This window comes from Exiguobacterium sp. LL15 (assembly GCF_024436095.1).
In the GTDB taxonomy this organism is placed as follows: domain Bacteria; phylum Bacillota; class Bacilli; order Exiguobacteriales; family Exiguobacteriaceae; genus Exiguobacterium_A; species Exiguobacterium_A indicum.
On sequence record NZ_JANFNX010000001.1, the window covers coordinates 1,962,277 to 1,981,382 of the forward strand.

The window sequence follows — 19,106 nt, forward strand, 5'->3', positions numbered from 1 at the left end:
TCCTTTTTGGGTATCATGACGTACAAAAAATGACGTAAAAACGCTTCTATCTCTTACTTAACCCTTTTCTAGTAAAATAAAACCTAGATTTTTCTCTTTTTACTACCGGACGAATAGATGTAATTATTAACGTGTTTGTTCTCCACATCAAAAAACTCAAGTGTGGACAATATGAAGCAGGTCCAACACTTGAGTTTTTTGCTACTTTATTTCGTAACACCTTCATCATGATTCGTACGATTATCCTTGTAAGACGGGTTCAAGCGTCTGACGCAATACATCAGCAGAATGATGGAATTTCTTCAACTCTTCATCCGTCAATGAGACTTCAATGATTTCACGCACACCTTGACGATTGATGATGGCAGGAACTCCAATATGGATACCGGAAATGCCATACTGACCATCGACATGCGCACCGACCGTTAATAGACAGTTCTCATTTCCGAGGATGGCACGAACGATACGAACGAGCCCAAGCCCAATCGCATAATAGGTTGCCCCTTTGCGCTCGATAATATGATAAGCAGCATCTCGGACGTTGATGTAGATTTGATCAAGATCTGCTTGAGAATAACGATCGTCTTCAGCAAGTAGTTCATCAATCGTTTTTCCATAAATACGGCTGTTACTCCAGGCAGCGAATTCCGTATCACCATGTTCGCCAAGAATATAGGCATGGGCATTTCGGGAATCAATGTGAAAGTATTCTCCGAGCATTTGACGCAGGCGCGCTGTATCAAGCACCGTTCCTGATCCAAATACGCGGGATTTCGGAAGACCAGAATATTTCCAGGCAAGATGCGCCATGATATCAACCGGATTAGAAGCCACGACGATGATACCATCAAAACCGGAATCCATGATTTGACGAATCATTTCTTTCATGATCAACGCATTCTTTGCAACGAGATCGAGTCTTGTCTCACCTGGTTTTTGTGGAGCGCCTGCCGTGATGACGACGACTTCCGCTTCGCGGCAGTCCGCGTAGTCTCCAGCCCATATTCGCATCGGTGAAGAGCTAAATGGTGTTCCGTGGTTTAAGTCCATTGCCTCGCCCTCTGCTTTGGCTTTGTTGACATCAATGATGACAAGTTCTTCACAAAGTCCAGCTGTTGACATCTGATAGGCAAAGCTTGAACCGACTGCACCAGCTCCAATGAGGGCTACTCGTGTCACTTTCGCATGTAATTCCATATCGTTATGTCCACCCTTCCATTCGTCCTAAGAGTTTGTTAACTATCTCACAAGTAAATTGTAACACCTTTCACATTCTTTGCATCATGTGAAATTAATCACATTTGTCCATTTTGTGTCATTAATATCCTAACATAAGGAATTACATACTCACATACTTTCCAGTTACCAAAATCGAACGATGATAAACCCGATTCCGCTTGCCAAACCACTCGTTAAGACATTGACAGCGTCATTCCCTAAAAATCGAATGCCTGAAACGTAAGCCGTCGGTTGACCATGGTGCTCTCGCTTTTCCGTGTATTCCCCACAAACCGTACATCGGTAAACGCGTTGCCCTACCGCTCCAAATAGTGTATCCAGTAGGCTCCCGAGTACACCGATACTTGTTACGAGTAAGACGTGTCTTAAAGAAAGAGAAAATATCCAATGCGCTGCTACAGCGATGAACGCAGCTCCTGCGATCGTACCGATCGTTCCAATCAGCGACATCGCTCCACTCGTTCCTGCTGGTACCCGTCGTAACGTTTTGAGAGACCACGGATCACGTCTTGAGAGCGGTCCGATTTCAGATGCCCACGTATCAGCATTCGATGCTGCGATGACGAATAGAAATAACAAGAGATACGCAAAATCCATCGTCATGGCATACGCTAAGGCAGCAACGAACGCTACCCCTCCATTCGCAAGGACTTGCCATCCGTCACGCGCGCCGTCTTTCTCAACGATGGAGTCGACCGATTGTTTTCTAGATCGTCCGACCTTCGATAACAGACTCGAGCTACCAAAGAAGAGTAAGAGTACTACTAATCCTTGCCAACCGAATCCGAAAGAGACACCACTACCGACGAGCAGGGTCATGATAGCACCACTTGTCGTCAATAAACGAAAAGATCGTCCGGTCCAAGCAAGCAATAGACAAAACAAAATGGTCGCGCTCAACATCGGATGACCTCTAATTCAGTGACGATCAAGTCAACGGGGATATCAAAGGCTTCCACTTCGAAATCTGGAAGAAGTTGTTCAGAAAAGGCAATCGATACTTTACATCCTGTATATGGCACGAGTGCACGATCGTAATAGCCTCCTCCCCATCCTAAACGATAGCCGTCCCGACGATAGGCGCGACCTGGAACGAGGCAAAGCTCTGCTTGATCAAGTGAGGCGCGACGTGCTGAAGCGATCGGTTCAGCAATCCCCATCTGATTTGCTTGCAGTTGATCTTCTGGTCCATGTTCATAAAAGACCATCTCGTCTCCGACTACTTTTGGTATCAAGACCGTCTTGCCCTCTTGCCACGCTTGTTCAATCAGCATTCTTGTATCACATTCATTTCGAAAAGCTAACGTGATTGCGACACAGGTCGCTTGTTGCCATTCAGGTAGTAACAAGACATGTTCGTGAATCAATCGTTCCTTTTCCGCACGGTTCTCCATCATATCGAGTCGTTCTTTGATCAGACGGCGTACTTCTTGTTTATTCATAGTTGTCTTCCTTTCCACAAAAAAAGCCATCACACGAAGTGACGGCTTCCATCTCAATTATTTCACTTCACGGTGAAGTGTGTGCTTACGGAGACGTGGGTTGTATTTCTTCAACTCAAGACGCTCTGGGTTGTTACGCTTGTTCTTTTTAGTGATATAAGTACGGTCACCAGTTTCAGTGCAAGCTAATGTGATTTTAACGCGCATGGGATTCCCTCCTATCTAGCTCTCGATGTATCAAGTGATTTTGCTTTACATAAGGTTAAGCATACTCAAGTATCGTACCAAGAAAGGAAAGGAATTGCAACTGTTCATCCGTTCTTTTTCGGATTCGTCACGTGTTGATATGGTTTTTCAAGGTTCTCTTCAAAACGCAGTGGCTTCTTTTCGACGTGATACTCTTGCTCCACCCCGTGACGTGACTCTTCTCGTTCTAGATAAACAACCGCTGATTGGCGCAACGCATCTCCTTCAAGTCGTTTTAAGGCAACGACCAGACCACCTGAACGATCAGGAGAACGCTCACTTTCGACATCGTAGACGTTACTGACGAGTGGCAACTCTTTGATCTTCGCGATAGCTTGGGCAGCTGATGCGGTCTCCATGTTGAAGTTGTGGATGACTGCGAAATCAACGATCTTACTCAAAGCTTGCGCTTGGCGTAAGAAGGCTAAATTTAGTGCCGCCAGTTGGTTATAGGTCTGAACGAGCGGTAGACCTGTCACTTGCACTCCGTAAACGTGAACACCTTCTTCAAATCGATACGCTTCCGGATGTTCCGTGACGACATAGACGTTCTCACCAGCAGCAGCGAGCCGTCGAGCGAGCTCCGAAGCTGGTCGGTCTGACGCATCATATTGTCGGACGAACAATAAGATGGCGTCTGTATTCCAAGATTTCTCACGCTTCACTGCCACGTAGTAATCATGTGCCGTCAAGAAGACATCCGGTTCAATATCTGAATCTTGAAGAAAAGGATATTCGCGATATCGAGCATCCAACCATTCCACCGTCAGCTCCTCAGCATCCAGTCGACGCTCGGTTTCTTCAAAACGTAAGATATGCTCCCGGAAACGATTCGCAGCATACTGCGCTGTCGTCTGTCCATCAAGGATGAACGGCCAGTCGCTCGAGACAGCGAGGAGGTATTCTCGAATGAGTTGACGCTTCGCTTTGACAGTCAACGCATCTTGATGACGATTTCGAGCTACGATTCCTGCTAGTCTCTTCTCAAGCTGATGGAGATGACGAATCATCCAGTCATTCCGTTCATTGATCCAGACTTCCGCGTAGCCTTTTCGTCCCCACGTTCCCATCGCGACGTGCGCCGTGTCGATGTCTTGGAAGTGACGTTCGAGGAAGATCGCCGGTGAAATCGACTCAATTCCTTGATCTTCTAAACGTTCCATCGCTTTACCGAGGAAGTCGGGACCTTCAAACCACCAGTGACCGAACAATTCGGCATCAAATGGTGCTGTGACAAGGAACGGTGGGAAGTCTTGTCCTTGATGCGCATCTAAATGTTCACCAAGTGCTTGTGCGAAGTCTGCTGCGTGCTCACTTGTCCGTTGCCATGCCCAATCACGAACGTAATAGTCTTTTTGATCCGTTTCTCCTGTTACACGATGCAATTTCAATCCTGTATCATAACGTAAGCCTTCCGGGTGCATGAACTCAGCGATTTGATCCCACTCTCGATCGTACGCAAGGTCACGATAAAACTCGCGGTAATCCGGATGACCCGGGTATCCGATGACAGAGCTCCAAATCTTCCCGGAAATGATTTGATCACGCGGGAACAGTGCCACACCGTGCGGCGAATAGACAGGTGCTCCGATTCCGTGTTTCGGTGACGGATCCGCGTTTAAGATTGAATGTTCGTCAACGAAAGTATAACGAATGCCCTCTTCATACAAAATACGATCAAGTCCTGGCGTATACGCACACTCTGGCATCCAAAGACCAGATGGACGGAATCCGTAATGACGTTCGAAACAGTTCAATCCCGTCTGAATTTCAGAACGTGCCGCTTGTTCAGACAACATGTGCGGACTGAATCCGTGCGTCGCCGTACACGTAATCAAATCGAGATAACCTTGCTCCTTGTAATGACGGAATGCGCGGTTCAAATCTTTTTCCCAGTGAAGGAACGTATTCAATAAATCTTGATAGCGGTCTTGATAGAATAGAAGCGCATCTCGTTCCTTTTGAGCAAGCTCTCGCTCTAGTTCCTGGCGAATCAAACGTAACGTATCCTCGATATGCTCGATATACCGCTCTTGAATCAATGGGTCGGCAAGCATCTCGATGACGGGTGGTGAAATGCTGACCGTCCAGCCGAGCGGACGTGACAAGCGATCGACCTCCCACAATAATGGGATGTAGGTTTCTGAAATCGCTTCATACATCCACCGTTCTTCTAGACGATGCGCCTCTTCATGACGGATATATGGTAAATGTGCATGTAAGACGAGTGAAAAATATCCTTTTCGCATAGCTTCTCTTCCTTTCCCTCTCTCTAATTCCATTATCGGACGCGATCGAAATAGGAGTAAGGACGTAATACTTCGACCCATTCCGGTTGTTCGACCTCTCCGTATTGCCAATGATGCACGACTTCCGCGAACCGTCCGTCCGTAACTGGCTCGTCACGTGGCGTTTCGACTGGTTTTGAACGCAGTACTGGAACAAAGTCCCCGTCGATCGTTTGAATGCCCCATTCAATGATGTATGTAGTATTCGGGGCGACTGGTCGAACGAACCAAGCATTCGTCATTTCTGGTAGCTCGAATTGATACGTCCGATTTGCCTGTCCTTGTTCATATTCAACAAGCGTGACATCAATAATGCGTAATTCTTTACGGAACGAATCAAACGTCGTGTGATAGTGCGTCTCTAGCAACTGTTTCGACAGTTCAGACAATTCCCAGTAGACGTATAACGCTGTCGGTGACTGAACGATGGCGTGGAGGATGTCATCCTCGTAATGTGTCGCCATTCCAAACGCGTCACGTTCTAGCGAAGGTACCACTTGCACAGACGGTACGACGTCTAATACAGGTGCAGTCGACTTTTTTGTCTGCTTGACCGTTTTTGATTCTACTTTCGGCGCTACTAAAGGTTGTTCTGTTAACGATTTACGATATTTAGTCCACGCATATTTGATTTTTCCTTCAGTCGTATCCAATTGAGCTGCGATTTGTTTTGTTGTCAGCCCTTGTTCTTTCAATTTAATGATTTGCTCAAGCATTCCCAATCACCTCTCTGTCATTATTCACTTCTTTCCTATTCTACAAACGTGTTTCGAATCCCTTTACAAAAAAAGTAGGCAGAGGAAATTCCTCCTGCCTACTTGATTCATCCGTTTAAATCATAATGTTTTCCTTTTTCGAGATAGATCAGATGCTCCCCGACGTTCGTCAAGTGATCACCCATCCGCTCGATGTAGCGGCAAATGTTCGTGAATTGCATAACTTCATCGACGACAATCGGCTGAAGTGACATGTGACGCATGTACTGGCGAAGTGCCTTATATGTCGTCTCATCAATGACGTTATCGAGATCAGACAAGGCTTTTGCTTTCTCGACATCTCCGTCACGATAGGCGACGATCGCAGTTTCCGTCATATCCAGTAATGTCTCGAATGCTTCTTTCAACAAAGAGATATCGATGACATACGGGAATGTTTCGACACGAAGAACCGCTTTTGAGATATTCCCCGCATAATCTGCAATCCGTTCGAGATCCGACGAAATTTTCATCGCGGTGATGATTCGTCGTAAATCCGTCGCAACGGGTTGTTGCTTCGCGATTAAGAGAATCGCATCATCGTTGATTTCAAGTTCAAGATCATCGAGTTCATTATCGTTTTCGATGACACTACGCGCGATGTCTTGATCATATTTTTCGAGTGCTTCTGCCGTTGTTGCGATCTGTTGCATCGTCTTGCGAGCCAGTAAAAAGACCTTTTGATCGAGTATTGCAAGATTTTCTCCAAAAATCGTACGGTTCGCTGCCATTCGTCTCGTCTCCCCTTCTTATCCGAATCGTCCTGAAATGTAATCTTCCGTCCGTTTGTCACTCGGATTTCCAAAGATCCGGTCTGTTTGATCGAACTCGACGACTTCACCATTCAAGAAGAACGCTGTTTTGTCCGAAACACGTGCAGCCTGTTGCATGTTGTGTGTCACGATGATGATCGAGTAGTCTGATTTCAATTCTTGGACGAGTTCTTCTACTTTTAATGTAGAAATCGGGTCAAGTGCCGATGTCGGCTCATCCATCAAGATGACATCTGGCTCGATTGCAAGGCAACGCGCGATACAAAGACGTTGTTGCTGACCACCAGAAAGACCGTAGGCATTTTCGTTCAAACGATCTTTGACTTCATCCCAGATTGCCGCACGGCGTAAACTGCGTTCGACGATCTCGTCGAGGATCTTTTTGTTTTTAACACCGTGGACACGAGGACCATAAGCGATGTTGTCATAGATTGATTTTGGGAATGGGTTCGGTTGTTGGAAGACCATTCCGACCGATGTCCGTAATTCTTCGACACCGTATTCTTTATCAAAGATATTACGTCCGTGATACTCGATTGCACCATTCGTCCGTACGATCGGAACGAGTTCGACCATTCGATTCAATGTTTTGATGAATGTCGATTTCCCGCAGCCAGACGGTCCAATGATTGCCGTGACTTCATTTTTCTTAATGTCGAGATTGACATCTTTCAGCGCATGATCGTCACCGTACCATAAGTTTAAGTCTTTGACGTTATAGACGCTCTCACGTGCTGCTACTGGTTGGTTCATACGCTCTGTCCCTTCTGTAACGACTGATTTCGTATTCAGCTTCGTATCCATCATCTGTCTTCCTCCTTAAAAGAAATCCCTTCTATCTATCTCGTTCGATTAATAACGTTTTGAGAAACGGTTCCGGATCCAGATCGCAAGTGAGTTCATCGTCAAGAGAATGACCATTAAGACGATGATTCCCGCAGCTGCAAGTCCTTGGAAATCTGCTTGCGGACGACTTGTCCAGTTGTAGATTTGAATCGGCAATGCTGTGAATTCTGAGAAAATACTTTCTGGCGCACGAGCAATGAAAATCGCAGCTCCGACCATGATGAGTGGTGCTGTCTCACCAATTGCTCGAGATACAGCCAAGATGATCCCAGTAATGACACCTGGTAGTGATGCCGGAAGAACGACTTTAAACGTCGTTTGCCATTTTGACGCACCGAGTGCAAGTGATGCATGACGCATTGCTTGTGGAACGGCACGGATCGCCTCTTGAGACGAGACGATGACGACCGGAAGACTCATCAACGCGAGTGTCAAGGCTCCTGCAATCAATGTCGAGCCGAAGCCCATGTTACGTACGAAGAACGTCAAACCAAGTAAACCGAAGACGATCGATGGTACACCTGCAAGGTTTGAGATGTTGACTTCGATGAATGAAGTCATCCGACTCTTCTTCGCATACTCTTCTAGGTAAATCGCTGCCCCGACACCAATGATGAAAATCATCGGGATGATGAGGAGCATCAAGAAGATGGAGCCCATTAACGCCGGATAAATCCCAGCCCGTTCCGAACGGCGTGATGGTGCATTTTGTAGAAACTCAAGTGATAACCATGACGCACCGTCACGGATGACGCCGAACAGGAGAATACCTAAGACGACGAGACCGAAGAACAGTCCAGCAAGGAAAATGACTTTTGTGACGTTGTTGACGATGAGTCGCTGGCTAATGGATTTCTTCACCGCGACCGGATCAATGAATTTTTTTGAGACAGGTTGCTTTTCTGGTAAGGCCATCTTAGTACTCCTCTCTGAAGCGACGTGTGATCCAGTTCGCAAGTAAGTTCATCACTAATGTGAAGACGAACAAGAGTGTACCAACCGCATAGATACTGTAATATTCGACAGTTCCAAATCCAGCATCACCTAAGGCAACCTGAACGATATACGCTGTCATCGTTTGGACTGGCTCGAGTGGATCGATCGCAGCTGTCGGATTCGAACCACCAGCGATCGTTACGATCATCGTCTCACCGATTGCACGTGACATACCGAGTACGATCGACGCAATGATACCTGATAAGGCAGCTGGAACGACGACTTTCAAAGCGACTTCAAGACGTGTCGAACCGAGTGCAAGTGCACCATCACGAATTTTTTTCGGAACAGAGCTCATCGCATCCTCAGAAATCGAAGCAATCATTGGAATGATCATGATCCCGACGACAATTCCCGGACTGAGCGCATTGTAAATTTGAATACCTGGAATCAATTTTACGAGTACTGGTGTGACGAACGTCAACGCGAAGAATCCGAAGACGATCGTTGGAACACCTGCTAAGACTTCAAGAATTGGTTTTAAGATACGGCGTGCGCGGTCTGACGCGTACTCACTTAAATAAATCGCTGATGTGAGACCGATCGGCACGGCAACTAGCATCGCAATCACGGTAATCTCAAGCGTCCCGACGACAAGCGGCCAAATTCCATACTCTGGTTGTGAGTTGAGTGGATACCAGCTCGTACTGCCGAAGAATTCCTTGAACGGAACGACTTCGAAGAAGTGCTCTGTTTCAATGACTAACGTGAGAATGATGCCGATGGTCGTAACGACCGAGACGAACGCACAAAGGAATAACACGATCGGCATGACGCGTTCCATGACGTTTTTCATACTATATTTTTGCTGTCGGTTCTGTTGAATCAGCTCGCGAACCGATTTATTTTGTGTTGAACTCATCCTTCTTCACTCCCTACTCCTTCTTGACATGAGAACGGGACCCAACCGGTACAGACTTCCCCGGTTGGGCCATCCTCATGACTCGATGATTTATTTCATTGCGTCTTCAATTGCTTTTGCGTTTTCATCGTAACGATCTTGCGGCATTTTGATATATCCGACTTCTTCAGCAAGATCACCAGCGTTTTCGTTCGTGAACTGAACGAAGTCAGCGACTTGTTTTTTGTCTTTCATCGATTTGTTATTGATGTACGTGTAGATTTCACGTGATAGTGGATAAGAGAGATCTTTGATCGTTTCTGGTGTTGGATCGACTGCGTCTTTTCCTTCAGCAGAAAGTGGTACTTCCTTCAACTTATCTTTATTCTCAGCGTAGTACGCATAACCGAAGTATCCGATTGCGCCTTTCGTTCCTTCAACACCCTTGACGAGAACGTTATCGTCTTCTGATAATTGAACATCTTTACGCATGTCTTTTTTCTCAAGTACTTCCTCAGAGAAGAAATCGAATGTTCCTGAATCTTTCCCTGGGCTGAAGAATTTCAATGGTTCAGCCGGGTAAGAAGAATCGACATCTTTCCAAGTCTTGATGTTCGGGTCGAGCCAGATTTTCTCGAGTTGCTCCATTGTGAGTTCTTTTACCCATGTATTTTCTTTGCTGACAGCGACAGTCAAACCGTCATATGCGAGTGCCATTTTTGTGAATTCAATGTTGTTCTTTTTCGCTTCAGCTGCTTCTTCTTCTTTAATTTCACGCGATGCGTTTGAAAGATCTGTTTCCCCAACGACGAAGCGTTTGAATCCGCCACCTGTACCAGAGACACCGACTGTGACATCTACGTCAGGTTGTTCCATCGAATATTCTTCACCGACAGCTTCCATGATCGGGAAGACTGTAGAAGAACCGTCGATTGCGATTTTTCCTTTTAAATCAGATGAACTAGCAGAACCGCCTTTATCGTTACCACATGCTGCCCCCACTACTGCGATTGATGCTACCGTTGTGATGAGTGCTGTTTTTTTCATCCAAGACATGATTAATTTTCCTCCTCGAAAGTATGTCGCTGACGATGTCACGACTTTTTATCCGTTTTCCTTACAAGACTTATACTACGGATGAACTATTAAAACGAAATGAATCCAACGTAAAAGAATTGTAAAGGCGTGTTTTTTAGTGTTTACAATTCGAAATCCATTAGAAAAAAAGGTCAATACAAACAAAAAAACGAGAGTGATTGCTCACTCTCGCTTTATTTCTAGTTAATTTGGCTTAGTTTGCCATGGTACGTCCTTCACATTGAAATACGCTTTGACAAGATCGTGACCGATTTTTGAGTTGACGGTTTCTTGTTCCATATAAGGAAGGAACACGGCCCATGCCATCTCTGGATTGTCATACGGTGCCCAGCCGACAAGGTTCGAGTTCAATGAACGAACCGGTTGACCACTTCCGTCACGTAAGGCGATTCCATCATCACCATAGACACTGACCTGCGCTGTACCTGTTTTCGCAGCTGCATCAATACCGGTTTGGGCAATGATTTTTGCTGTACCACGCTCTCCTTTAACGACACGATGCAATCCTTCGCGGACATGATCAATGTTATCTTGACTGACCTCAATCCGATTCAGGTAATTCGTCTTGAAGCTATAATCCACTTGTTTCGTTCCTTTTTCAATCGAATTCGACGCGAGAACTTCTTTTAAGAAGTGCGGTTGAACACGATAGCCACCATTGGCAAGTGTTGAAATATACTGTGCAACTTGTAGCGGTGTAAAGGCATCGTACTGTCCGATGACTCGGTCCATGAGTAGCGTGACACGGTCCGGTGTCCCTTGAACACCTTTTGCTTCGTACGGTAAATCGACACCGGTCGTCACTCCGAGCCCGAACTGACTGTAGTAATTCTGCATGATCGCAGCCGCTGCATCTACACTTGCTCCAGCGATCCCATTACTTGGATATTTCGCCATCCGCATCGCAATATTGAACATGTAAACGTTTGATGAACGCTCAAGTGCCGTCAAATCCGTGATTGCTCCCATGTTGACGTACGATGCTTTTTTCGTACCACCAATCGTGATCGGAGCATCATTGATGACTTCGTTTTGACGGATAACACCTTCCTCAAGTCCCATCGCAACCGTTGCACCTTTGATCGTCGAACCGATTTGAAGCGACGTCAAGACGTTATTGATTGCGACATCTGAGAACTTGCCGGTTGCTGGATCCAACTTTTGACCAGACATCGCAAGAATCTCACCTGTCTGTGGATTCATGACGACGGCGTAACCTTCTTTTAGATAACGACTACCCATGCCACGCCCCATTTTAATGGCTTGTTGCATGATTTTGTCGACTTGTTTGTTGTACTCTGCATCAACAGTTAAAACGAGATCTTTACCAGACTCGCCTTCCTCGCGTTTTGGATCACCGACCGGCTCTCCGTTAAACGTCTCATACACATCGTACGCGGGTTTCCCACGCAGTAGATCTTCATACTGTTGTTCAAGGAATGATGTTCCGACACGGTCATTCAAGCTGTAACCTTTTGCTTTGAACTCTGCTTGTTGTTCTGCTGGAATCTTCGAGTACTTCCCAAAGATATTCCGAAGTGTTCCTTCATATGGATAAGAACGCTCGTAAAACGGTTCCACCGATACACCTTTTAAATCTTCTAGATTTTCATCGATGATCGCCATCTCTTTTGCAGATGCACCGAGTTTGACGAGCTGCGGATCAAGTGCATAACCAACTTCCATGTTATGTTTGATCGCGATGACTTCCATTGTCTGATCATCATAATCGATATCCTCTTTTGTGATGGCATCTAAACGAATTTTATCTTGCTCCGGAATCGAGAGCTTACTTTGTGCTTCTGTTGAAGGATACTTCTTTTTTACTGCCTCTTGGTATCGACGATCCGATTCTTTTGTATTCGTCGCCACCCAAAAATCCTTGATGTCCCGTTCCGTGACTTTCCAATCTTTTTTCGGTAGATCAATGATTGCCGCAAGACGCTGTGCAATCTCAATGCGTTCATCGACTTTCGTCGTTTGTGCGCGACGGTAGACGATGGAGTATTTAGAAATCGTATCAACCAAAAGACGACCATCCCGGTCATAAATCTTTCCGCGTGGCACTTCATATTTTGATGCGATCATTTCTGTTTTTTGAACTTCCCGCGAAATTTTCTCACCATTGACGATTTGCACGACTCCTAAACGGAAAATCAAAATCGCAAACAATAAAAAAACGACGAAGAACATTAAATTCAGACGAAGCGGCAGATGATTACGCCGTCTTCCTCGTACGGTGATTCGTTTAGCCATGGCGTACTCCCCTATCGTTCAAAAGTCATCTTGTTTCATTATATAGAAGGAAACTTTCCATAACAACCTATCCCATCATTTTCCGCATTAAAAAAAGCGTATCGTTCACAATTGAACGATACGCTCGTTTTCACATTACTTCGCGTCAGCGTAAAGCTTCGCTACGTGATCCCAATCAACGACGTTGAAGAACGCATTGATGTAATCAGGACGGCGGTTTTGGTAGTTGAGATAGTATGCATGTTCCCAAACATCAAGACCGAGGATTGGTGTTTTGCCTTCCATGACTGGTGTATCTTGGTTTGGTGTCGAAACGACTGCCAATTTCCCACCATCAACGATTAACCAAGCCCAACCTGAACCAAAACGAGTTGTTGCTGCTTTCGCGAATGCATCTTTGAATGCATCGAATGATCCGAATGCTTCGTCGATTGCTGCCGCGAGTTCCCCTGTTGGAGCAGCACCATCGTTCTTCTTCAACAGTTTCCAGAAGAATGAGTGGTTCCAGTGACCGCCACCGTTGTTACGGACTGCAGTTTGAATGTTTGCTGGGAGAGCATCCAAGTTTTGAAGAAGTTCTTCAAGTGACTTTCCTTCATGTTCTGTACCCTCAAGCGCCGCATTCACGTTCGTGACATACGTGTTGTGGTGTTTCGTGTGGTGAATCTCCATCGTACGAGCATCGATATGTGGCTCAAGCGCATCATAAGCGTAGCCGAGTTCTGGTAATTCAAATTTTGACATGTTCATGTCCCCCTTTGTACTATTTTCGAAAACTTCAATACCCTTTAAGACTAGCAAAAGAACCTGTGTTGACGCAAGTCAAGACCCTCGGATTTACTCGACTTCTCGTGGAGCAAAAACTGATACACCACCACCTGGAACTGGGAAGACACCAAATCCTTCATCGTCGATCACAACAGGGTGATCTTGATGGTTCGTATAGTCAAACCATTCTTGACCTGCACGTTCTTCACCGACAAACATCCGTTTTTCACACATATCGGCATTCGACAATAAGACCGCACAGCCGGAGTTCTCAATTTCCTCAACTCCACGACGAACCCAACCGACACAATGTGGATCATCGAGATAATCTTCTTGTTCACCATACGCTTTGTGATACCGTGCATAGAGTAAGGCATCAATCATTTCTTTTTTTCCTTCTACCGGATGTGGTCCTTGCACACCATAATAGTCACCGTAGAAGACACATGGATAACCATCTTTACGAAGTAAAATCGCCGCGTAAGCATGTTGTTTAAACCAGTCATCCACCCACGACTCCAGTGATTCGCCCGGTTGTGAATCGTGATTATCGACGAACGTGACGGCATTCGTCGGGTGTGATTCGACAAGGGTATCCGCAAACAACGTCGTCATATCAAAGTCTTGCCCCTGCTTCGAAGCTTCATGGAACTTGTAATGAAGCGGAACATCGAATAAATCGATCGTATAGTCGACGCTATCGAGGAAATGACGACAATCATCGAGATCTGATTTCCAGAACTCACCGACCATATAGAAGTCACCTTCACTTTTTTCAATCATTGATTTTGCGAATTCATGAACGAATTCATAGTTGATATGTTTGATGGCATCGAGTCGGAAACCTTGGCAATCAATTGTTTCTTGGAACCAATGTCCCCAGCGGATCATTTCTTCTCGGACTTCAGGGTGATTATAATCGATGTTCGCGAACATCAAATAGTCATAGTTTCCGAATTCATCATCAACTTGATCATTCCAATCTTTATTTTTACCGGAAATTTTAAAGACACCCGTCTTTTCTTCACGAGCATCAAAATCCGTTCCATTGAAAAATTCATGTGTCCAGATGAAATCTGAATATTTTCCGTTACGTCCCGGGAACGTAAACTTCGTCCAAGCTTCGATTTCAAACTCTTCTGAAATTTCTTTCGAACGATCTTCCGGATGGACTTCGACGACATTGATTGTCTCGAGTTCATCGGCTGCTGCTTTATGGTTCATGACGACATCCGCGTAAACAGCGATATCGTTCTCACGAGCAACCTGGATCGCTTCGACGAGTTCATCTTTCGTACCGTATTTCGTACGGACCGTTCCTTTTTGATCAAATTCGCCTAAATCATAGACGTCATAGATGCCATATCCTGTATCTTCATCCGATTGACCTTTTGACGCCGGTGGAATCCACACGGACGTGATGCCGGCAGCACGTAATTCAGGCGCCCGCTCTTTCAAGCGTTGCCAGTGCTTCCCATCATTCTCTACATGCCACTCAAAAAACTGCATCATCGTATGGTTACGTTCCATCTCTCTTCGCTCTCCCTTAGTTACTATAGTATGAATATTATTACAATATCTTTACTATTCCCCGGGGGAACAAAAATAAACGCTCCTCGTTTTTCAACGAGAAGCGTTCTACTGAATGGACCCTGCAGGGCTCGAACCTGCGACCGGACGGTTATGAGCCGTCTGCTCTGACCAGCTGAGCTAAGGGTCCTTAAGTAATAGTAGCGGCGGAGGGAGTCGAACCCACGACCTCACGGGTATGAACCGTACGCTCTAGCCAGCTGAGCTACACCGCCATGATGTATGTTTCTTACTCTTACTAGATTACGAGATGTAGCGAAACTTGTCAATATGCTATTTCAAAAAAATAAACAGCTGATTTCATTTTTTGAAATCAGCTGTCATAGATAAATCGTATTTCACTTAGTTCGTTAAAGCCGTCCGCTGTTCAAGGACGAGATCCGTGATGTTGACAGCGTGATCGCCAATTCGTTCGAGGTTCGACAAGAGATCGACGAAGATCATCCCTGCTTGTCCCGTACATTCGCCAGCGTTAACACGAAGGACGTGATGCTTACGGAATGACCGTTCGAGTGCATCGAGTTTACCTTCGAGTTCCAGAACCTTGCGAGCTCGTGTGACATCATCCTCTTCGACAGCGCGAACGGCACAATCGACGATTTCTTGTGCCAAAGCGTACATGTCATCAAGCTCTTGCTTCGCTGATGATGTGAACTGAATCCGGTTGACGATTTGGAAGTCAACCAATTCGACGATGTTTTCGACGTGGTCACCAATCCGTTCAAAATCGTTGACGGCATGCATCAGTAACGAGTGCTCATTTGATTCACGCTCTGATAAATCATGTGCCGCTACTTTAACGAGATAACTCGTGACTTCTGTATTTAAATGGTTGATCGCATATTCAATCTGTTGTGATTCCGATACATCTTTCTTATCATGCGATTGTGTGTAACGCTGTGCTTTTGCAAGTGCGTCTTTCGAGAATTCACCCATACGCAATACTTCGAGCTTTGCTTGGTTTAATGCGAGTGCTGAAGATTGGTTCAAGATATTTTGATCCAGATGACGCGGTTTTGAATCAATCGTCGTATCCGTACCCGGTACGATTTTTTGTACAAGCCATGCGATTTGCGCAATGAACCAACACTGAATCAACGTATTGACGACGTTGAATGTTCCATGTGCAAAGGCGATTTGCATTTTTGGACCTAAATCAAGCGCGCCTGTGATCCAAGTAATGAAGCTTGAGAAGATTGGTAATGCAATCAGGAACAATACTGTTCCGATGATATTGAAGATGACGTGTGCTGCTGCTGTTCGTTTAGCTGCAATCGACGCACCAAGTGCTGCGAGTACTGCTGTGATTGTCGTTCCGATGTTATCACCGAACAAGACGGGAAGTGCTGCTTTGATATCGATCATGCCACCAGCGTATAGCTCTTGTAAGATACCGATCGTTGCTGACGACGACTGAACAAGAACGGTAAAGATCGTTCCGACGAATACACCAAGCAATGGGTTATCCGACATCGATACCGTCAACTCACGGAACCAGACACTTGACTCAAGTGGAGCCATTCCGTCGCCCATCAATGTCAAACCATAGAACAATGCACCGAAGCCAAAGAAAATCTGTCCGATGTATTGAACCCGTTCTTTATTGAAGAAGAAGATCAAGAAAGCACCAATGGCGATTGCTGGAAGCGCAGCTTCCTTGACGTTAAAGCCGATGATGAAGGCCGTAATCGTTGTTCCGATGTTAGCCCCCATGACGACTCCAATCGCCTGTCGTAAATTCATCAGACCTGCACTAACGAGTCCGACGACGATGACGGTCGTCCCTGACGACGACTGTATCAAAATCGTGACGACGATACCTGCTAGGATACCTAACAGTGGGTTCGTCGTATATTTATCGAGGATATAACGTAATCGGTCTCCTGCTGTTTTTTGGAGCCCATCTCCCATATACTTAATACCGAATAGGAAAATCCCGAGTCCACCGATGAAGGTGAAAATCATTTCCTGCAAATCATAGTTCATCTTGCCAGCTCCTTTATTTCATGTGGATTGATGTGTTTGTAAAGTTTATTTTCTCAACTCCCCCATTATGTAAAGGTCTTTTGAACTTGTAAATAGTTTTTGAGACATCCGTTTGTTAAGGTTTCATTAATCTGTACCATTACACAAAAAACCTTTATTACCAATCAAAATCGAATAAATAAAATCTGTTATAAAACATTAGAAAGAGTGATTTTCTTGTCATTTTTACGTCAACTAATTAATTACTTACAAACTTCTTTAATTCCAAATCGTCCGTTTTTGCGTCTTCGTTTGGCAGATGTTTCCCTTTATTTTTGTGGATTAGCTTGGATTTCATTTTGGACGACGGTCATTGATTCCTTCTTTTTACAAAAAAACATCCCAATCGTCGTCTGGTTCATCCTTCATTTCATCTTTATCGCAATCGCTGTATTACTTTACGTATTGTTTATGGCGTATCTAACGAAGGGATTTGTCCGATTGTTACTTCCCCGTCCGTGGGCGTATCGCCAAACGTTTCCTTACACAGTTGCGACGAATCTCTGGTCTTTCCCACTCGGTATGCTTCTATACCAACTCGATTATCCTCGCTTCGGAATCGGGATACTCGTAATCGGACACCTCGTCTACACATTAGTTCCATTATGGATTGCCCGTTCCGCGAAGCCACGCGCTTCACGCAAACCTCAATGAGTATCAAAATCAGGCGTCCGACGGATTGACGGACGTCCTTCTTTCATTAAACAATTGTAAATGTTCGATTTTCGTTCTTGTTTCTCGATTTTTAGGGAATAGTTCGATATGATAGGAAGGGTAAACATAAACAATATGGCGGTATGCCACAAAAGGAGATTTTCGATATGCCGAAAATGGTCCATCGCTCTAAGACTCGTCCTGTTCGTGTAGGGGACCTTGTCATTGGTGGAAATAATGAAGTCATCATCCAAAGTATGACGACAACTAAAACACACGACGTCGAAGCGACAGTCGCTGAAATTCTACGTCTTGAAGAAGCTGGTTGCCAAATCGTCCGCGTCGCTTGTCCAGAAGAACGTGATGCGCTCGCACTTGCAGAAATCAAAAGCCGAATCAACATTCCGCTTGTCGTAGACATCCACTTCAACTATAAACTTGCGCTCATGGCAATCGAAGCTGGCGTCGATAAAATCCGGATCAACCCGGGTAACATCGGTCGCCGCGAAAAGGTCGAAGCCGTCGTGACAGCAGCTAAAGCGAAAAACATCCCAATCCGGATCGGGGTAAACGCCGGTTCACTTGAAAAGCACATTCTTGAAAAATACGGCTACCCGACAGCACGTGGTATGGTCGAGAGTGCGTTGCACCACATTAAGATCCTCGAAGATCTCGACTTCCATGACATCATCGTCTCGCTTAAGGCATCAGACGTACAGTTGGCGCTTGAAGCGTATCAACTTGCTTCTGAATCGTTCGACTATCCACTTCACGTCGGGATCACGGAATCTGGTCCACTTCGCTCTGGTTCATTAAAATCAGCAGCGGGACTTGGCGCGATCTTGTCACGCGGAATCGGAAACACGGTTCGTGTATCTCTTTCAGCGGATCCTGTCGAAGAAGTAAAAGTCGCAAAAGAAGTCTTGAAATCATTTGGTCTCGCGGCGAATGCGGCGACATTGATCTCATGCCCAACATGTGGTCGGATCGAAATCGATTTGATGTCGATCGCTGCAGAAATCGAAGACTATATCGAAAACATCCAAGCGAACATCAAAGTCGCGGTTCTCGGATGTGCGGTCAACGGTCCTGGTGAAGCACGTGAAGCTGATATCGGTATCGCTGGCGCACGCAACGAAGGATTATTGTTCCGTCACGGAGAAATCATCCGTAAAGTACCGGAAGCAACGATGGTCGAAGAATTGAAGAAAGAGATTGATGCAATCGTTCTCGAAAAACAGGCTGAAAAAGAAGCCGAAAAAGCAAATCACGCATAAGTGGAAGACTCC

At 45.5% G+C, this 19,106-nt stretch carries 17 protein-coding genes and 2 tRNA genes; 2 read left to right on the forward strand and 17 right to left on the reverse strand.

Annotated features, from left to right (window positions below; genetic code table 11):
* Positions 1-240 precede the first annotated feature (240 nt).
* The 17 genes from NOM72_RS10300 to NOM72_RS10380 form a co-directional block, all read right to left on the reverse strand.
* A complete protein-coding gene (locus NOM72_RS10300; RefSeq protein ID WP_029341069.1) occupies positions 241-1,197 on the reverse strand; it encodes an L-lactate dehydrogenase in 957 nt (318 codons plus the stop codon).
* Positions 1,198-1,362: 165 nt separating this feature from the next.
* Complete coding sequence (locus tag NOM72_RS10305; RefSeq protein WP_029341068.1) at positions 1,363-2,142, reverse strand: DUF92 domain-containing protein; 780 nt, start codon at positions 2,140-2,142, stop codon at positions 1,363-1,365.
* Positions 2,136-2,681, reverse strand: coding sequence for a 5-formyltetrahydrofolate cyclo-ligase (locus NOM72_RS10310; RefSeq protein ID WP_255999142.1), 546 nt, complete (start codon positions 2,679-2,681; stop codon positions 2,136-2,138). The genes NOM72_RS10305 and NOM72_RS10310 overlap by 7 nt, the downstream gene beginning before the upstream one ends.
* 57 nt (positions 2,682-2,738) lie before the next feature.
* Entirely contained in the window at positions 2,739-2,888 is a 150-nt protein-coding gene (gene rpmG / locus NOM72_RS10315; RefSeq protein ID WP_012369771.1) for a 50S ribosomal protein L33, read from the reverse strand.
* Positions 2,889-2,992: 104 nt separating this feature from the next.
* Positions 2,993-5,176 carry a 1,4-alpha-glucan branching protein domain-containing protein gene (locus NOM72_RS10320; protein ID WP_023467544.1) on the reverse strand — a complete coding sequence of 728 codons (2,184 nt, stop codon included), beginning with the start codon at positions 5,174-5,176 and terminating at the stop codon, positions 2,993-2,995.
* 32 nt (positions 5,177-5,208) lie between these two features.
* Positions 5,209-5,931 (reverse strand): DUF4912 domain-containing protein, encoded by a 723-nt coding sequence (locus NOM72_RS10325; protein WP_035398333.1) that lies wholly within the window; start codon positions 5,929-5,931, stop codon positions 5,209-5,211.
* Positions 5,932-6,038: 107 nt separating this feature from the next.
* On the reverse strand, positions 6,039-6,701 hold the full coding sequence (gene phoU, locus NOM72_RS10330) for a phosphate signaling complex protein PhoU (RefSeq protein WP_023467542.1): 663 nt from the start codon (positions 6,699-6,701) through the stop codon (positions 6,039-6,041).
* An 18-nt stretch (positions 6,702-6,719) separates the two neighbouring features.
* Positions 6,720-7,496, reverse strand: coding sequence for a phosphate ABC transporter ATP-binding protein PstB (gene pstB / locus NOM72_RS10335; protein WP_053454494.1), 777 nt, complete (start codon positions 7,494-7,496; stop codon positions 6,720-6,722).
* 99 nt (positions 7,497-7,595) lie between these two features.
* Positions 7,596-8,504: a phosphate ABC transporter permease PstA gene (gene pstA, locus NOM72_RS10340; protein ID WP_023467540.1), complete on the reverse strand. Its 909-nt coding sequence runs from the start codon at positions 8,502-8,504 to the stop codon at positions 7,596-7,598.
* Position 8,505: 1 nt separating this feature from the next.
* The gene (pstC, locus tag NOM72_RS10345) at positions 8,506-9,447 is read right to left on the reverse strand and encodes a phosphate ABC transporter permease subunit PstC (protein WP_023467539.1); all 942 of its coding nucleotides are present in this window, start codon (positions 9,445-9,447) and stop codon (positions 8,506-8,508) included.
* A 90-nt stretch (positions 9,448-9,537) separates the two neighbouring features.
* Positions 9,538-10,482 carry a PstS family phosphate ABC transporter substrate-binding protein gene (locus NOM72_RS10350; RefSeq protein ID WP_023467538.1) on the reverse strand — a complete coding sequence of 315 codons (945 nt, stop codon included), beginning with the start codon at positions 10,480-10,482 and terminating at the stop codon, positions 9,538-9,540.
* Between the two features lie 225 nt (positions 10,483-10,707).
* Entirely contained in the window at positions 10,708-12,780 is a 2,073-nt protein-coding gene (locus NOM72_RS10355; RefSeq protein WP_023467537.1) for a peptidoglycan D,D-transpeptidase FtsI family protein, read from the reverse strand.
* 135 nt (positions 12,781-12,915) lie between these two features.
* Positions 12,916-13,524 (reverse strand): superoxide dismutase, encoded by a 609-nt coding sequence (locus tag NOM72_RS10360; protein ID WP_016404085.1) that lies wholly within the window; start codon positions 13,522-13,524, stop codon positions 12,916-12,918.
* Between the two features lie 93 nt (positions 13,525-13,617).
* On the reverse strand, positions 13,618-15,078 hold the full coding sequence (locus tag NOM72_RS10365) for an alpha-amylase (RefSeq protein WP_023467536.1): 1,461 nt from the start codon (positions 15,076-15,078) through the stop codon (positions 13,618-13,620).
* 116 nt (positions 15,079-15,194) lie between these two features.
* Positions 15,195-15,268 (reverse strand) — tRNA-Ile (locus NOM72_RS10370).
* Between the two features lie 11 nt (positions 15,269-15,279).
* Positions 15,280-15,353, reverse strand: a tRNA-Met gene (locus NOM72_RS10375).
* Positions 15,354-15,480: 127 nt separating this feature from the next.
* Positions 15,481-17,124: a Na/Pi cotransporter family protein gene (locus NOM72_RS10380; RefSeq protein ID WP_255999143.1), complete on the reverse strand. Its 1,644-nt coding sequence runs from the start codon at positions 17,122-17,124 to the stop codon at positions 15,481-15,483.
* A gap of 207 nt (positions 17,125-17,331) precedes the next feature.
* Between NOM72_RS10380 and NOM72_RS10385 the strand changes: the two genes are divergently transcribed.
* Entirely contained in the window at positions 17,332-17,817 is a 486-nt protein-coding gene (locus NOM72_RS10385; protein WP_055966894.1) for a hypothetical protein, read from the forward strand.
* A gap of 167 nt (positions 17,818-17,984) precedes the next feature.
* Positions 17,985-19,094, forward strand: a complete 1,110-nt coding sequence (gene ispG, locus NOM72_RS10390; RefSeq protein ID WP_023467533.1) for a flavodoxin-dependent (E)-4-hydroxy-3-methylbut-2-enyl-diphosphate synthase — start codon at positions 17,985-17,987, stop codon at positions 19,092-19,094.
* The last annotated feature ends 12 nt before the right edge of the window (positions 19,095-19,106 follow it).

Excerpts from the sequence above, each read along its gene's own strand:
- NOM72_RS10355 (WP_023467537.1), bottom strand. The coding sequence starts at position 12,780 with ATGGCTAAACGAATCACCGTACGAGGAAGACGGCGTAATCATCTGCCG.
- NOM72_RS10365 (WP_023467536.1), bottom strand. The coding sequence starts at position 15,078 with ATGGAACGTAACCATACGATGATGCAGTTTTTTGAGTGGCATGTAGAG.
- NOM72_RS10380 (WP_255999143.1), bottom strand. The coding sequence starts at position 17,124 with ATGAACTATGATTTGCAGGAAATGATTTTCACCTTCATCGGTGGACTC.
- NOM72_RS10320 (WP_023467544.1), bottom strand. The coding sequence starts at position 5,176 with ATGCGAAAAGGATATTTTTCACTCGTCTTACATGCACATTTACCATAT.
- ispG (WP_023467533.1), top strand. The coding sequence starts at position 17,985 with ATGCCGAAAATGGTCCATCGCTCTAAGACTCGTCCTGTTCGTGTAGGG.
- rpmG (WP_012369771.1), bottom strand. The coding sequence starts at position 2,888 with ATGCGCGTTAAAATCACATTAGCTTGCACTGAAACTGGTGACCGTACT.
- phoU (WP_023467542.1), bottom strand. The coding sequence starts at position 6,701 with ATGGCAGCGAACCGTACGATTTTTGGAGAAAATCTTGCAATACTCGAT.
- NOM72_RS10310 (WP_255999142.1), bottom strand. The coding sequence starts at position 2,681 with ATGAATAAACAAGAAGTACGCCGTCTGATCAAAGAACGACTCGATATG.
- NOM72_RS10350 (WP_023467538.1), bottom strand. The coding sequence starts at position 10,482 with ATGTCTTGGATGAAAAAAACAGCACTCATCACAACGGTAGCATCAATC.
- NOM72_RS10360 (WP_016404085.1), bottom strand. The coding sequence starts at position 13,524 with ATGTCAAAATTTGAATTACCAGAACTCGGCTACGCTTATGATGCGCTT.
- pstB (WP_053454494.1), bottom strand. The coding sequence starts at position 7,496 with ATGAACCAACCAGTAGCAGCACGTGAGAGCGTCTATAACGTCAAAGAC.
- pstA (WP_023467540.1), bottom strand. The coding sequence starts at position 8,504 with ATGGCCTTACCAGAAAAGCAACCTGTCTCAAAAAAATTCATTGATCCG.
- NOM72_RS10305 (WP_029341068.1), bottom strand. The coding sequence starts at position 2,142 with ATGTTGAGCGCGACCATTTTGTTTTGTCTATTGCTTGCTTGGACCGGA.
- NOM72_RS10300 (WP_029341069.1), bottom strand. The coding sequence starts at position 1,197 with ATGGAATTACATGCGAAAGTGACACGAGTAGCCCTCATTGGAGCTGGT.
- NOM72_RS10325 (WP_035398333.1), bottom strand. The coding sequence starts at position 5,931 with ATGCTTGAGCAAATCATTAAATTGAAAGAACAAGGGCTGACAACAAAA.
- pstC (WP_023467539.1), bottom strand. The coding sequence starts at position 9,447 with ATGAGTTCAACACAAAATAAATCGGTTCGCGAGCTGATTCAACAGAAC.